The organism is Olivibacter sp. XZL3 (genome assembly GCF_004368405.1).
GTDB lineage: Bacteria > Bacteroidota > Bacteroidia > Sphingobacteriales > Sphingobacteriaceae > Olivibacter.
Map to the genome: position 1 here is coordinate 1 of NZ_SBJH01000075.1, position 15,596 is coordinate 15,596.

Consider the following 15,596-nt stretch of genomic DNA (forward strand, 5'->3'; position numbering starts at 1 on the left):
CAAAAATTAATAAATTTATAACTCGAAAGTCTCCTTAAGGTTTCATCCTAATGTGTCTAATTTAGTTTGAAGACGTACAATTGCTGCGTGGAGAAATTGAAGGCGAAGACTATCGTACCATTAAGTCTGAAGCCAATGAAAGAATGACTGATATTGAAGTAAAGCTACAAACATCCATTTCATTTTCAGACAATATGGAATTACTATGGGATCTTCCTATTTCCAAATTGTCGCATTTAGAAGAGTTGTTTCAAAATGGAACTGTTATACAAAAAAGAAAAATCGTAAGTACACTGTTTCCCGATAACCTGACGTTCAACGGTGAAAAACTTCATCGCACAACAGTGAGTACAGCTATCAGCTTATTGACTAAAAGCAGAAAATCTCCACGGGAAATAGAGGCAAAAAGTAATGAGAACTATCAGGCTGAAAGTGTCCATCTGCACCGCAAACATGCTGTAGCCGTACTACGAAATAGGATGTAGCCGTTCTACTTAGCGTCGGGCAACTTAGCAACTATTTTTCCTTTTAACCGCTCGTTGACCAGATAAGCAAGGAAAGTGGCAAACGAAGTTATATCCTGTCCTACACTTGCCTGCTCCAATACCTGCATATATTCAGTTCTCCTTTCCACAGGTATAACCGTCCACGGGTATCCACCGGAAGCCAACATTGCATTCATCAGAAACCGTCCTATTCGTCCGTTACCATCCATGTACGGATGGATAAAAACAAAAATGAAATGACCCAATACTGCCCTGACCGATGGCTCCGGTTCTTCTTCCAATAGTTCAAACAGAACGGGCATGGCATCTCTCATAGCATCCACGTTCAGAGGAACGTGTTTGGAGTTCCCGATATATACCTGATGGTTTCGATACCCTGCAAGGTCCGCCGCTTTTAATAGCCCGGCGGTAACGCTTGGGTCGAATAGTTGCCTGTACCATTTTGAGTGATCTTTATCCACCTGCTTTCCTGAATTGGCTCCCTTCAGTATTGCTGTGATGGTTTCCTTCACCTGCAGAAAGGCTTGGTAGTAGCCTCTGGCAGCCATAGCATCCCTTTGCTTGCGATCTTCCTCATGCGCCTTACTGTTCCACTGACCGCTGCTTACTCTTTCGATAAGTTCCGGTGTCACCCGATACCGTTCTATCGAGAGGGAGTGATAGGCATCTGTTATGTAAATGTCGTCAACGTCCTTCAGGTAGGCTTGTGAATCATCGGGTATGCCGGGAGCTTTTGGAAAGCTGGAAATAATAATCTCACGCATCTGCTGCCACATGAGCCTGATGCGATTGGCGTAGGGAGAGCGTTCACGGGAGGATAGATTAAGGTTCAGTTTGGTTTCAAAAGGATCTTCTTCCCGTATATCGTAATCTGCCTGCTTAACAGTATCAACAATCTGGTCAGCTATTTTATCCCTGTTAATATTTCTAAAAGCGCCTGCCAATCTTCCCGCAAATGTGGTGTGACCGTTTTCCAAAAGGATAGGTAGTACCTCCGAAGCATCTCTTATCAACGTAAGGGCTGTGCGGGCATCTATGGCATTCCTTGTATAAATGCTCGGTGAACTGTAAACCAAAGCAGCCGGCAGATTGTACATCCTGATTCCATTGGTTACGATGGTTTGATCCGCTGGGGGAATACCAGTCCTTAAATTGAACAGAGACGTGTTATGCGGTAAGGGCGTAGGGTTATTATTTCCTTGTGGCGAACGTATCATCAACTGTTGAGGTACTGCGCTGTTTCCCGCATGGATAAGCAGCGACTGGTCTGCTGACAAGCACCAGTCATCGCCAAATTTGTGATTCAGAAACTTTACAATAAATTCCCAATAGGAACTGTACCAGGACGTGGTTTCACCTTCCTTTTCAGCAGGATCGGTAGGTATGTACCATCCCTTTGTCACCTCACGGATAAAGCCGTTTTTAAGCAGTATCTCCCTGTATTTCCTGTTAGGCATTTCATCGGTATGGATACCGACTACACCGTTATCCTGTAATTCTTTCAGGAATTTAAGCGATTCTACCAATCTTTCGCGGGGTGTGGCCATATCGAATAGTTTGAATTTATGCGGTTAATAGGCTATTGTGTGCCTGTTATGTTATTAAACAGGGGCGTTCAATTCCTATTAAACCTTGTCGGTTTTCTAATATTAAACAAAGATGTAGCAAATTTAGTAAATTTTGACGTGATAATACTATTAAATATTGCTCATTTTCATTTTTTCTTCTTATCTTTACATAGTACCACACTTAATTTTTTAGTTATGAAAATAGCAGACCTTTATGTACGGGTAAGTACGGATGAACAGGCCGATAAAGGCTATTCGCAACGTGACCAGGAGGAACGTTTGCGGAAATACTGTGAAATCAACAATATCCGGGTTAGGAAAGTGATCTTGGAAGACCATTCGGCTAAGACTTTCAAACGACCGGCTTGGACAGGGCTACTGGGTGATTTAAGGAAACACAAAGGACATACCGACCTTATCCTGTTTACGAAATGGGACAGGTTTAGCCGTAATGCAGGAGATGCGTACCAAATGATCAGTACCCTTCGGCGGTTAGGTATCGAGCCACAGGCGGTAGAACAACCGCTTGACCTCTCCATTCCGGAAAACAAAATGATGCTGGCGTTTTACCTCGCTGCACCGGAGGTAGAGAATGACCGGAGAGCGTTAAATGTGTTTCATGGGATGCGCAGGGCTAAGAAAGAAGGGCGCTGGATGGGAACTGCCCCCATTGGTTATGCCAACAAGGTTAATGAGAACGGTAAGAAATATATTGCCCCGAAAGAAATTCAGGGTGATATAATGAAGTGGGCGTTTGAAGAACTATCTCGCGGTAAGCTCAATACTGAACAGGTATGGAAAAAAGCAAAAGAAAAAGGATTAAAGTGCAGCAAGAATAACTTTTGGGTTGCCATACGAAACCCGATATACTGCGGATTGATATTTGTTCCCAAATACAAAGAAGAAGAAAGTCTCTTGGCAAAGGGGCAACATGAACCTTTGATCTCTGAAGCCCTATTCTATGATGTTCAGGATGTATTGGATGGACGCAAACGGATTTTGGGAACAAAAGTTACAGCCGATGACAGCATTCCATTGAGAGGCTTCCTGATCTGTCCAAAATGCGGAAGGATGTTGACAGCCAGTGCATCAAAAGGGAGAACACAATATTACCATTACTATCATTGCAGTTCTGCTTGTGGTGTTCGTTACAAAGCAAAAGACACGAACGATAAAATGTATGACGAGATCAAAAAATATGTTTGGCCGCTTTCAAGACTTGAAATATGCAAAGACGTAATTACGTCAACATATAAGTCAAAAGAACGTGGAGAAAGAGATGAACAAAAAGATTTAAAGGTACAATTGCAGGAGGTAAACAACCGGGTTGTAAAAGCAAGAGAACTGCTTTTGTGCGGCGATATTGAAGGCGATGATTATCGGGCTATCAAATCTGAATGTGAGGAAAAGATCAATCGGCTGGAAGCAAAATTAAAGGCCGCTGTAAATTTCCAAACAACGGTAGAGCCTTTATGGAACAAGGCGTTTAGCAACATCGCACAGCTTGAAACATTGTATAGAGAAGGTACAGTAGAAGTAAAGCGAAAGATAGTTGGTTCGATGTTCCCTGAAAATCTCGTATTCGACGGTTGCCAACATCGAACCAAAAGATTGAATGAAATCATCAACATTATATCCTTAATAGACAAGGAATTGAAGCCCAAAAAAAATGGGACAAGTCGTTTGAATTTTGACTTGTCCCATATGGTGATCCCGCTGGGATTCGAACCCAGGACCCATACATTAAAAGTGTATTGCTCTACCAGCTGAGCTACGGAATCTTTCTTTTTTCAAAACCTATCCGGTTTCTTTGAAAGAGCTGCAAAGGTATAATCTTTACTGTTATAATGCAAGATTAAAATTGCTTTTTATGTAAATATTCCCACAAAACACTGTATGCCAATTAAAAAAATTATCATTCAGTCCTTAATACAATCTTTCCAATATGATTTCCATCTTCCATAAGCTTGTGGGCTTGCCATGCATCTTTCAGTAGAAATTCCTTAAATATAACCGGTTTGAAATGCCCGCTGTCTATCTTTGGCCAAACATTGATCAACACTTCCTCCGTCAAGGCTGTTTTAAATCGTTTATCTCTCGATCGCAAGGTGCTCCCCGTAATATTAATCCGTTTACGCATCATCTCTCCGATGTTCAGTTCTACCGAACTGCCCTTCATCGCGTTGATATAAACCAGTCTCCCGTCCTCATTCATAATACTCATATTCTTCTGAAAATACGGGCCGCCGACCATATCTAAAATCACATCGATCTTTTCTTCGGCAAAGACTTTGTCAAAGTCATAAACATTGTAGTTAATGCAAACATTTGCCCCTAAATCTAAACACGCTTTACATTTCTCATCGGAACCTGCCGTAGCATAGACTTTGGCGCCTATACTTTTCGCTAGCTGAATTGATGTGACACCGATTCCACTCGAACCTCCGTGTACAAGAAAATGCTCACCTTCTTTTAGTCCGCCACGACGAAACACATTATCCCATACCGTATAAACTGTTTCTGGTAGACTGGCGGCTTCGACGAAGCTTAAACTGGCAGGGACGGGTAAGCAATGATCTGCACAGACAACAACTTTTTCCGCATAGCCACCGCCAGCTATTAAGGCGCATACACGGTCGCCTATTTTCCATTTTTTCACATCGCTGCCGCATTCTCGAATGATACCTGAAACTTCCAGTCCAGGTATATCAGGCACAACGCCCGGGGGAGCGCTGTAATTTCCTTTGCGCTGAAAGATGTCTGGCCGATTTACACCGGCTGCTTTGACGTCTATAAGCACTTCATCGGGTCTTATTGCTGGATCTGGCTTGTCCTGAAGTTGCAACGCTTCAGGTGTGCCATACTGCGTAATTACAATAGCTTTCATGCCTTTTATTATCTTGACAAGTTTCGTTTCGTGTTTCAGTTCAACATCCATCGATAAAGAATTGTTTAGCTTCCCAACCGACATAAAGACATTGCTTCGTAAACATAATACAATTTTTTGTTTTACATTTGTTTGCATAACAATAATCCAAACACTTCGAGTGCATAGCCTGACGAATAGATTTAACTTATCGAGCAGGGGAGTGAAACGCTTTTTCGAGGGCGGCTCGAACGAATTATGATTTAAAACAAGCTGTTACCAGATAGCAATAACGAATTATGAGGCGTTTTAACGTTTTTTATGATGATGGGGCAGCCGAACCAACTGTTTTATACCGAAGAATATGAGAAAGTTTATTTCATTATTAATATTTGTAATACTTGCACTTCCGGTGCTAAGTCAATCGCCGCAAAAAAAACCGAATATCATTTTCATCTTGGCGGACGACTTAGGCTTTGGCGACGTGGGATTTAACGGACAAGAACTCATTCATACGCCGAATATAGACAGACTTGCACGCGAAGGAATTCGTCTTAACCAGTTCTATGCCGGTACTACCGTTTGCGCCCCTTCTCGTTCTTCTTTAATGAATGGACAACATACCGGACACACCTTTATCCGTGGAAATGTGGGTGTGAAGCCGGAAGGACAATATCCTATAGCTGATTCAGTATACACAATAGCAGAACTGCTGCGGGAAGCTGGTTATCGGACAGGTGCTTTTGGAAAGTGGGGGTTAGGTCCCGTTGGATCGGAAGGCGATCCGAACAAGCAGGGATTCGATCGCTTCTTCGGCTATAATTGCCAATCCTTAGCCCATCGATATTATCCCACTCATTTATGGGATAACCAAGAGAAAATAATATTGGAGGGAAACGGCAACTTGCAATACCATAAGCAGTATGCTCCAGATTTAATCCAGGAAAAAGCTTTAGATTTTATTGAAGACAACAAAGACGAGCCTTTCTTTCTCTTTCTGCCTTACATTTTACCACATGCTGAACTGCTGGCACCGGATGACAGTATCTTGAATTACTATAAGGGTAGGTTTCCTGAAACGCCTTATAAAGGAGACGACTATGGGGATGGAGCGAGATCCTCGGGCTATAGCTCACAAGCGTATCCACACGCAACATTCGCAGCTATGGTAAGCAGACTAGACTTGTACGTCGGACAAATATTGCGCCGAATTAAAGATTTAGGCCTAGATGAAAAAACCTTAATTGTCTTTACCAGCGACAACGGCCCTCATAGGGAAGGCGGGGCGGATCCTGATTTTTTTAATAGTGCGGGTGGCCTGCGTGGGTACAAACGGGATTTATATGAAGGGGGGATCCGCGTTCCTTTTGTAGCCAGATGGCAGGGAATGATTCAGGCTGGACAAAAAACCGATTTCATAGGATCCTTTTGGGATATTCTTCCCACTTTTGCTACCATAGTCGGTAAGGAAACACCGCAAAACATTGACGGAATTTCGTTTGCCAATACATTGCTCGGAATACCCGACCAAAAACAACATCGCTATCTCTACTGGGAGTTTCATGAACAGGGAGGCAAACAGGCTGTTCGTTATGGGAAATGGAAAGGAGTGAGGCTAAAGGCTAAAGAGAATCGTCAAAATCCTGTAGCGTTATACGATTTAAGCGTCGACCCTACAGAAAAATTTGATATAGCGAATAGACATCCTGAAGTTGTCAAAGAGATCGAGCGGTTTATGTTAGAGGCACGTACCGAAAGCTCAGTATTTCCCTGGTAAAACCTGTTTGTCGATTATCTGTTTTCAAAACAAACGGTGTTAATGTAAGGAAGGTTTGCTATGGCCCGCTTCTTTTAAAGGGGCGGGCTTCTCTATTAGGTAATAAATACATCAAATCAAGTAAAGTAGGTGAAAAAAAATATGTTCGTATTGCGGTTTGCTTGTTTATTTCCGCGTTAAAATAGTTTTTTTAAAAAATGTCACAATAAATACGAATTATAAATGAACCAATACATGAAATATATAAAAAAAAGTTCGTGATATATATTTTTTATTCATGTATTCACAGCTATTTATTTCAATAATAGGCCTACATTTATACTTTTTTCATAACAAATGCACAACAAGTATTTTATGTATAGAAATTTTTATGGAAAAAAATAAAAAATTTATTTGATATATGTTTTTTTTGTTATATTTGTCTCAACAAAACGGTAGAAACGATACAAAACTATCATTTTGTTTGTCATATCGCCCCTCAGTTTAATATAGGTTTATAATTGGTTAGCAGAATAGCCCCTTTCCCAGAGGGGCTATTTCTTTTCGCGTCCTTTCTATTGTTATTCTTTCAAATGTTGTTTGAAGTATATGAAATGATGCGCTATTGATTTGCTCCAATACTCGGTATTGTGATTGCCGGGTTGAGACATATATGTTATCGGAATCTCTAAACTGTCCGCCACAGATTTTAATTCCGCTGTAACGGGGTATAAAACATCTTCTGTTCCGCAGTCTATCAAAAATGCTTTCCCAGACCGGTGGCCTTTCAGCAGCTCGGAAATATTGTACTGGTGCCAGTTGTTTTCCAAATGATTGCCTAACAATAAGGTTAAATCATCCGTTACTCTTGTGTTTTTAAAAAACTGCAAACTAACCTTTTTTAATGTGTCAAAGTCGAGCATCAAGCCACCGCTTGTGCTTCCTGCCGAATTAAAGTAATCGTTGTGTAGTATGAAGTACCGTAATGCACCATACCCGCCCATACTCAAGCCACTAATAAAAATATTCTTGTCATCAATAAGGAAAGACTTATGTACCTTCGGAACTAATGCTTCGAAGAAAAAATCTTCCATTCTTGAACCGCTATCCAACGGACTGTTCACATACCACGACACAAAACCGTCCGGTGTAACGATAATCATCCCGTACTGGTCGGACAGCTTTTGTAAATCTGTTGTCTTCGACCATTGTTTATAGTTTTCGCTGTATCCATGTAAAAGATAAACTAAAGGATATTTTTGCTTGCTGTTATAGGTCTCGGGTTTAAACACTAATATTGTGTCAGGCTCAGATAAATATGGCGATTTCAAAATCCATTTCTCTTGCGCTCGCAATGGTCGATTTATTGTCAACAGGCTAATCAGTATAAATAGTATCTTGTTCTTATTTGTATTTTTGTTATTTGTAAAGTTCCGCAAGCATTTTGTCGTGAGCAATAACGAACAAAATTGTGAGTCGGTGAAACATATAACAGTTATGCGTAAAGAAACCTCCACCAACGTGATAAATGAACAATTCCTGTTTCAGGTTTGTGAACTTAATTCAGCGATTGCTATGATTAGCGGTCGTTGGAAATCTCAAATTGTTTATTCCATTTCAAAGGGAAATAACCGTTTTCATTTATTGAAAAGGGAGCTGCCGAACATTTCGGAACAGGTGCTGGGCCGACAGCTCAAAGAGCTCGAAACTCACGCTATTCTCGTGAAAAGAGAAATTCCAGATACTGTTCCTGTAGGGATAGAATATTTATTGACGAGTAAGGGAAATGACTTGATTCCCATTTTGGAAAGCCTTTGCAATTGGGGCAAAGTATATGCAGATGGTAAGGAGATTTCCATCTCTGTATAATAAAATATTACTCCGTTGTTTCTTCGTTTCTTTTCCTTCATCCGGCTGATACAAGCCTGTTTTATGGCGGATTTTCTAACATCAACGAGCCAGATTGAAACCAACGTCCACGAACAGACATCCGATGGAAACAAAATTAACATAAAAACAACTTCATTTAGATGCTGAGCTCTACGGTTGTTTAGTACTATTGCCAACGTATGGCTGCAGACGGCGGAGATCGTTTCTACCGCCTTCAATCTGGAATCGAAGGTATGTTTGATCATAAGTAGTTGGCAACAACACGTTCAGGAGCTATTTGGTTTGGTAGCCCTTGGAGTAACTGGCTGGATTGATTTTATTACTGGAACAGTATTAACTGTATACCTGTTCTCCATTGTCTTGATATCCCTCACGTTTTATGTATGTTGTTATTTGATTTTTAATGTAGCGGGTGCCTCAAAGGAGACGGGTCTAACTGATCGTTTTCAGTTGAACCAAGTTGGTGCGACAAAATCTTTTACTGCGTTGTGTTTTCTTTGCCATTTATAATAGCATTGGCTATCACATACACGTGACTTAAATTAGCTGGCTTATTGATGTCGCCAGAAAGCAGTGCAAAAGAGTTTAACGGAATGGTCGAGCGGAAACACTGTCAATCATGACGCAAGACGTTCCTTTTGGTGACAGCGCTTGAAATACCGCAGGGACCTAGGCAAATCCAGCAAAGATTCTTAAAAAAAAGTTCTTTTTCTTAAAAAAAAGGCTAAATTTGGGCTCTCAAAAATAAAATAGCTGACTCCGTAGCTCAGTTGGTAGAGCAACTGACTCTTAATCAGTGGGTCGACAGTTCGAACCTGTCCGGGGTCACAACATCAAAAAGTCGTTTTTCGTACAGGAAAACGACTTTTTTTCGTTTTAAAGCAAAGATTAGGAACATCTGGCTTGCCGGTTCAGGCATTGAGCATAGGGATGGAACAGTATGCCGACCGACAGGTTTGTCCGACGTAACGTTTTATTGGGCGAGGACACACCTTTACCAGTGTTGCGCGCAACGATTGCCGCGTAAGCAATGACGATGTAGCGGTTGCACTCAGCCATGTGGACGAAGGCAACCGTTATGTAGCGCATTGGTCAGTTCGTCCGTTTTATCGATAATCAAATAGCGACTAATTGCTATATCTTTATGAGATCTCTATTTCTTTTTGCCAATCGTGCTCCTTGTAACATCCTGCTCAAAGGAAGAGTTATATGGTCCGTTGAATCTTAGAAATGGACAGGAGGAGTTGATGGTCAGTCATCGTTTTGGCGCCGTCGATGATCAATTGGTGCTATTGCCCCAAAACCAACCGGCACAGATGCACCTATACTCTTTTACCGACCGAGAGCCCGGATATAATTACCGGGTTAAAGCGAGGATGGTCGTACCGGAAACCCCGCCACAAGACGGACCTGCATATCATCTTGACTTCATTGAAGTCATAAGCAGCGAAAAACATAAGGGAAACGAGGTTTTTGAAATAGCGCTAATCCAATCTTACGTGCCAGGAGGACCCACCATTATGCTGGGAAAACGTAACGGCTCTTATGATTTTATTTCCGAAAAGATTACGCTTACTTACCAAAGTCAGTCTGTACATGATGAGTTGGAAGAAATAGCTTCACATGCAGACTACCTGCGTGAAAATTGGCAAAAACCGGGTATCCAGTCGGAAATGAAGTGGGCGGCCATCAAGGCTACCGTAACCCATGACCCAGACAACTTCGGGAAATCATATCTGGCATCGCATATTGAGTTTACCGGAGTGGATTGACAAGATATCGATATCATTTTTCGGCTCGCACGCAAATGTGGTTGAAGTGGATTTGGCCTGAAAGCAAACCAATTTCAGGCTTTATATAAATTAGATGTTACTATAAGCATCATTTTTAAAACGGTTTGGTTTCAGGTAGACGAATTGTCTTTGGCCGTCTATGATGATGTTGAACCGTTTTAATACATCACCACCGATCACACTCATCTTTTGCCTCCCTATCGCCCCTTGGAAATATCCTGCCGGGACGTTGATCAATTCTTGCTCACCAATGCGTACCGTGGGCAGCGTTACTTTTTTTGTGACCAACACATTGCCATATGAATCTTTCAACTCCTTTTCCCCAATCACTTCCAGTTTCCCGTCAATAGCATTTTCCTTTACAAAATCATCATCCAGCAATATCGCACCCGAATAGCCGGAATGGATGAGAAATTTATTGCGGAAGATTTGTCCTTCGACTTCGCACGCGGCTTCCACGAACAGGTTGTCATTTTCAAACACCATTGCCAGTTTTTCGTAGTTTTCAATCCCGTCCGGCAAAGCTTCACGCACAGTTATCTTTTGGGCCTCGAAATCAATCTCCACCACCCGGTTTTCAAACAGGCCAAGTCCGAATTTGCCATCGGTTCCCTGTCCTGTATTGGTATTTTCCCATATCGGCAAATCTTCCCACGTTTCCTCACCGATTTTTAATGCATTGCCCTTACTCATCCGCGAATCATTGCTTTGTCCACCCCAACTCTTGACGCCGTGGGTCAGCTCATCAAACGTAACGCTTGACAGCCTTTTTACCGCCTCTTCGGTCAACGTCATTGAACCAGCCGCCGTATGGAACATCAACGCGACAGTGTCGGTTCCATTAAGCACCCCCTTTACCGAGAGGTTGTTATATCCAGTTAACAGAAAAGGTATTATATATTCAGCATTAGGAGCCTTTTGAAGTTCATTTTGCTGTGCCGGAAGATTGAACGGGATGCTCAAAAATAGGGCGAAAATTGCATTTTTTATATTCATAATTTCTCAATAATGGGTTCTGGTTTTTTTTCTTCAACGTTTTGGTGACGGCGTCCACGGGTAATAAAAAATAAGCCTAAAGCAATAAATGGTAAACTCAGCAATTGTCCCATATTGAACATCATCCCTTTTTCAAAAGCCACCTGGTCCTCCTTCAGAAACTCGATTAGGAACCGCATAGTGAATATCAAAAAGATAGACAATCCGAAGAAAAAGCCGTTGCCAATTTTTGTGAGGTTTTTTCTATAGACTCCATAGACGGTGAAGAATATCAAAAAATAAGCTATCGATTCGTAGAGCTGTGCCGGGTGGCGGGGTATATCATCTATTTTACGGAAAATAAACGCCCAAGGTTTATCCGTAGGATAACCGATCATTTCTGAATTCATCAGGTTTGCTAATCGGATGAAAGCTCCCCCCAGAGGTGCGACGACCGCTATAATATCAAGCATATTAATAAATCGGATGGCATACTTTTTTTAAAAAAAAGATTAATATAGCCCAAAGTGGCTAATAAAGAGTAGTTTACAAGAACCGAAAGTGCTATCGGTAACGATTTAGTAATGGTGCTTACTGCACTCGCTTTCATCTGACTACCTTGTAAATCATTACTGCAAATTTAATAAAAAAAGGGTTAAGTCGTAGCATACTTAACCCTTTTTCCGTTTTGAAGTATTCGTAAAAAACCGCAGTTGAAAATAAATATTCCCCAATATGGGGGCAATCTGTGATATTGGCTTCGCTATTATTTCCAAGTTTTGACAAATAAACAAAGATATAAATCCGAAACAAATGGTCCCAATATCTAAATGTCTAAGCTATGGAAATCGTGTTGAACAAAATATTATCGGAAATTCAGCATCAGGAAGATAAGGTATCTTCTCAAATGATGCAAACTGCGGATGAGGCTTACCAAATGACCTTATTCTTAAAGGAAATGCTGTTTACTATAAAGATGAAAGTCTTACAGACCGGATTTAAGGACGAACAGCAGGAAATCAATTTTTTCAAGAAAATCAAACCGCAGATTTTAGGAAAACTTATTTACTACAATAAGGTTTTCCGCATTGAAACTACCTGCCCGGTAAGTACCGGAAGGATACACCAAAGCTATTTTGAAAACCAGCTAAAAATTCTCAAATCCGAATATAAGGAAAGCATATCCAATGAGGATTTTTACAGGTACTATCGTGCAGGCAGAACTGACCGTGACCCCAGTTATTTCAGGCTCGGCAAAATCAATTACCACGATGGTTTAAAAAGTAATGTATTTGAAATTGACCTTAGCTTTTCTACTTATTACGATAACAAAATTGCCCATATTATAGCCAATGAATTACTTTATACTTTCTTGCTTGCCAAAATAAACCCTGAAAAAAATCCCGACACCATTTTAATAAACGGGGATGGAAACAAAGACATTTCGTGGACTAACTCGCAAAATGCACTGATAGAATTGATTTACGCCCTGTATGCTTCCAAATCTATTGCATACGGTAAAATAGGTATCAGAAAATTGGCATTGATTTTTCAAATCTTATTCCGAACGCCTTTGAACGATATACATCATTCTTTCCACCGAATGAAAACAAGGGCAGGTTCCCGGACAGTGTTTTTAGACCAACTCAAAATTTCCCTCGAAGAGTATATGGATAAAGACCTTTAGCAACATCGCCACAGGTGTTTGAAAGCAGTACACAAAATGTACTGCTTTTTCTTTGCCCATATATGCCAATTGGCAAATGTTGGCAAAAGGCTACTATAAAATAACCGAAACACGCTAAAACCCTTTATAAACAAGGGTTTTTCTCATTGCAAAAAATTTCAAAAAAGTGCCAAACCAATGGGTACGCATTGGCAGACAAACACTGCCACACTTCTGAATTTTGTCCTGTGAATATTAAACAACAGTGCAATGAACATTATAACAGTTGACGAAGAAGTGTGGAAGCACCTTAATGAACGGTTGAAAGCCATTAGCGAATATATCCTCAAACTGGAAGATACAAGCTACGATAGTCTGTGGCTCAACAATCACGAAGTCTGCCAGTATCTCCACATCAGCGAAAAAACAATGTGGCGTATGCGCACCAACGGGCAGATAGCTTTTTCAAAAATGTACGGGCAGTATTACTATACGATTGGTGCGATAAAGGAAATGCTCAACGCTAACGCTGTGCAGACGACCGATGAATATGTGGAGCAGCTTATGGCGAAAGGCAAAAGCTATATCGAGAAAGGCAGAAAGCTGAAATCAGGTAATAATTAAAAGCGTACACGTATGAATATCGACAAAATGGAATTTGTGGCGTGGATGGAACGCATAATGGATAGGCTTGACATTCTCGGCAACCACATAGACGATTTACAAAAGAAGCGTAACAGCATAGACGGTGAGGAATTACTCGATAATCAGGATTTATTGCAAATGCTGAAAATCAGTAATCGTTCTCTGCAACGGTATCGCTCCATAGGCAAGCTCCCTTATTATACCATTAGCGGGAAACTGTACTACAAACTGTCCGATGTGCATCAGTTCATCAGGGAAAGTTTTAACCCGCCTTTGCCCAAACTGGATGCCAATAAGTGACAAATGCTGCCTTTGAGTGCCACATAAAGCAAATCAGTGAAGGCTTCCTTTACATTCGACCGTGAATTTTAAAATTTTCAGATTATGAGCGAAGAAACAACAAATAAGCAGGAAATGCCCGAACAGCTTTCGGACATATTACTCGTACTGGATAAAGAGAAAATGAAAATCCAGGCGGTAAAGAGTATTGATGAAAACGGGAAAATGGAAACCGTGGAACCCACCAAGAAAAACCAAAACCAGTTTATGCGTGTGGATAAAAGCGGCGATTTCTTTTCCAACTTCTTTTCCAATTTTTTCAGCCAGTTAAAGAACCCCACAAACTTTACTTTCTTCAAAGTGCCTACCCCGGTTGCTGCTGAAAAAGCGGAGGAACTACAAAAGCATGTAGATAAGCCCACTCCACAGGGCGAAAAAGTGCTGAAAGAACACGAAGTGAAAGCAGAACCCCAACCGGATAAAAAACAAGAAAATCAAAATAATATGGCAACAGCACAAACAACAACGGAAACAAGCGAATACCGCTACAAACCGGAGCAGATTGATTGGGACACAATGAAAAACCTCGGATTAAGCAAGGAATATCTTGAAAAAAGAAACCTGCTCGACCCTTTGTTACGAGGTTATAAAACCAATGAGCTTTTACCGATAGGTATTAACCTCGGTGGTTCTATCCTCCGCACGGATGCCCGCCTGTCTTTACAGCAAGCGGAAGACGGCAATGTTATCGTGGCAATACACGGTATCAAAAGAGAACCTAACCTCCACTTTGAGTTTTTCGGTCACAAGTTTACGGACGAAGACAAGAAAAACCTGCTCGAAACGGGTAATATGGGGCGTGTCGTCAATTTGGTAAATTCTAAAACAGGCGAACTGATGCCGTCCATTATCAGCATTGACAGGCTGACCAATGATGTGATTGCACTGCGCACGGAGTTTATCAAAATTCCCGATGAAATTAAGGGCGTAAAGCTGAATGACGAACAAAAGCAAACGCTGATGGAGGGCAAACCACTCTATTTAGAGGGTATGATTTCCACTAAGGGAACAGAGTTTTCGGCAACGGTACAATTCAATGCGGACAAACGATACGTTGAATTCCTGTTTGACAGAAGCAACACCAATCAGCAAGCGCAAACGGACCAACAGAATAACAAACAAAGCAATCAGCAAAGCCAACCGCAGGAAGTTCCAAGAACTTTCAGGGGCAAAGAACTGGATGATGAGCAGTACAACAAGTTCAAAGCCGGACAAACCATATACGTTGAACTGAAAGACAAAAAAGACCAACCGTATAAGGGTTATATCACGTTCGACAAAGATACCGGAAAGACCAATTTTGAGTTTCCCGGTCAGTACAAAGCACGGGTAGAACCTGCAGAAAATCATAAAACACAAACTGCCGTCAATTCGGAGGGTAAAACCAACGAAGCGACCAAGAACGTCCAAGAGCCTTTGAAGTCCGGGCAGCAAAGACCGAAAAACGAGAAGCAGCAGGAGCAACAGGATAACAAGCCTGCAAAATCCAAAGGCAGAAAAATGTAATACAGTATCGTTAGTTTGAAACTTTAAAAATGAATACAAGGAAAAGCATCATGTTAAGAAGTGTTACTTTGGCATAAATAGCTCCA

At 41.2% G+C, this 15,596-nt stretch carries 13 protein-coding genes, 2 tRNA genes and 1 pseudogene; 10 read left to right on the top strand and 6 right to left on the bottom strand.

What is annotated here, in order from left to right; translation table 11 throughout:
• The first annotated feature begins 80 nt into the window (after window positions 1-80).
• Complete coding sequence (locus EPX21_RS17180; RefSeq protein ID WP_134090922.1) at window positions 81-485, top strand: hypothetical protein; 405 nt, start codon at window positions 81-83, stop codon at window positions 483-485.
• A 5-nt stretch (window positions 486-490) separates the two neighbouring features.
• On the opposite strand, the gene EPX21_RS17185 is transcribed toward EPX21_RS17180, so the two are convergent.
• The gene (locus EPX21_RS17185) at window positions 491-2,053 is read right to left on the bottom strand and encodes a Fic family protein (RefSeq protein ID WP_134090923.1); all 1,563 of its coding nucleotides are present in this window, start codon (window positions 2,051-2,053) and stop codon (window positions 491-493) included.
• 216 nt (window positions 2,054-2,269) lie between these two features.
• Here EPX21_RS17185 and EPX21_RS23140 point away from each other — a divergent pair.
• Window positions 2,270-3,217 (top strand): annotated as a pseudogene (locus tag EPX21_RS23140) (recombinase family protein); the annotation flags it as partial.
• Window positions 3,218-3,779: 562 nt separating this feature from the next.
• On the opposite strand, the gene EPX21_RS17195 reads toward EPX21_RS23140, so the two are convergent.
• Both EPX21_RS17195 and EPX21_RS17200 read right to left on the bottom strand, forming a co-directional pair.
• Window positions 3,780-3,855 (bottom strand) — tRNA-Lys (locus EPX21_RS17195).
• Between the two features lie 134 nt (window positions 3,856-3,989).
• Window positions 3,990-4,961 carry an NAD(P)H-quinone oxidoreductase gene (locus tag EPX21_RS17200; RefSeq protein WP_134090924.1) on the bottom strand — a complete coding sequence of 324 codons (972 nt, stop codon included), beginning with the start codon at window positions 4,959-4,961 and terminating at the stop codon, window positions 3,990-3,992.
• Window positions 4,962-5,304: 343 nt separating this feature from the next.
• Here EPX21_RS17200 and EPX21_RS17205 point away from each other — a divergent pair, with 343 nt between their 5' ends.
• Window positions 5,305-6,717, top strand: coding sequence for an arylsulfatase (locus EPX21_RS17205; RefSeq protein WP_134090925.1), 1,413 nt, complete (start codon window positions 5,305-5,307; stop codon window positions 6,715-6,717).
• Between the two features lie 560 nt (window positions 6,718-7,277).
• On the opposite strand, the gene EPX21_RS17210 is transcribed toward EPX21_RS17205, so the two are convergent.
• Window positions 7,278-8,069, bottom strand: coding sequence for an alpha/beta hydrolase family protein (locus tag EPX21_RS17210; protein WP_206106094.1), 792 nt, complete (start codon window positions 8,067-8,069; stop codon window positions 7,278-7,280).
• 124 nt (window positions 8,070-8,193) lie between these two features.
• Between EPX21_RS17210 and EPX21_RS17215 the strand changes: the two genes are divergently transcribed.
• From EPX21_RS17215 to EPX21_RS17225, 3 genes are all read left to right on the top strand, one after another.
• On the top strand, window positions 8,194-8,565 hold the full coding sequence (locus EPX21_RS17215) for a helix-turn-helix domain-containing protein (protein ID WP_134090926.1): 372 nt from the start codon (window positions 8,194-8,196) through the stop codon (window positions 8,563-8,565).
• Window positions 8,566-9,341: 776 nt separating this feature from the next.
• Window positions 9,342-9,414, top strand: a tRNA-Lys gene (locus EPX21_RS17220).
• A 389-nt stretch (window positions 9,415-9,803) separates the two neighbouring features.
• Window positions 9,804-10,358 carry a hypothetical protein gene (locus EPX21_RS17225; RefSeq protein ID WP_134090927.1) on the top strand — a complete coding sequence of 185 codons (555 nt, stop codon included), beginning with the start codon at window positions 9,804-9,806 and terminating at the stop codon, window positions 10,356-10,358.
• Window positions 10,359-10,448: 90 nt separating this feature from the next.
• Here EPX21_RS17225 and EPX21_RS17230 read toward each other — a convergent pair whose 3' ends face one another.
• Window positions 10,449-11,375: an aspartyl protease family protein gene (locus EPX21_RS17230; RefSeq protein WP_134090928.1), complete on the bottom strand. Its 927-nt coding sequence runs from the start codon at window positions 11,373-11,375 to the stop codon at window positions 10,449-10,451.
• The gene (locus EPX21_RS17235; RefSeq protein WP_134090929.1) at window positions 11,372-11,827 is read right to left on the bottom strand and encodes a prolipoprotein diacylglyceryl transferase; all 456 of its coding nucleotides are present in this window, start codon (window positions 11,825-11,827) and stop codon (window positions 11,372-11,374) included. The genes EPX21_RS17230 and EPX21_RS17235 overlap by 4 nt, the downstream gene beginning before the upstream one ends.
• Before the next feature lie 368 nt (window positions 11,828-12,195).
• On the opposite strand from EPX21_RS17235, the gene EPX21_RS17240 reads away from it, so the two are divergent.
• The 4 genes from EPX21_RS17240 (at window position 12,196) to EPX21_RS17255 (ending at window position 15,510) form a co-directional block, all read left to right on the top strand.
• On the top strand, window positions 12,196-13,041 hold the full coding sequence (locus EPX21_RS17240; RefSeq protein ID WP_134090930.1) for an RteC domain-containing protein: 846 nt from the start codon (window positions 12,196-12,198) through the stop codon (window positions 13,039-13,041).
• A gap of 249 nt (window positions 13,042-13,290) precedes the next feature.
• Window positions 13,291-13,644, top strand: a complete 354-nt coding sequence (locus EPX21_RS17245; protein WP_134090931.1) for a helix-turn-helix domain-containing protein — start codon at window positions 13,291-13,293, stop codon at window positions 13,642-13,644.
• A gap of 12 nt (window positions 13,645-13,656) precedes the next feature.
• Window positions 13,657-13,965, top strand: a complete 309-nt coding sequence (locus EPX21_RS17250; protein ID WP_002978404.1) for a helix-turn-helix domain-containing protein — start codon at window positions 13,657-13,659, stop codon at window positions 13,963-13,965.
• Between the two features lie 84 nt (window positions 13,966-14,049).
• A complete protein-coding gene (locus tag EPX21_RS17255) occupies window positions 14,050-15,510 on the top strand; it encodes a DUF3945 domain-containing protein (RefSeq protein ID WP_134090932.1) in 1,461 nt (486 codons plus the stop codon).
• Window positions 15,511-15,596: the final 86 nt, after the last annotated feature.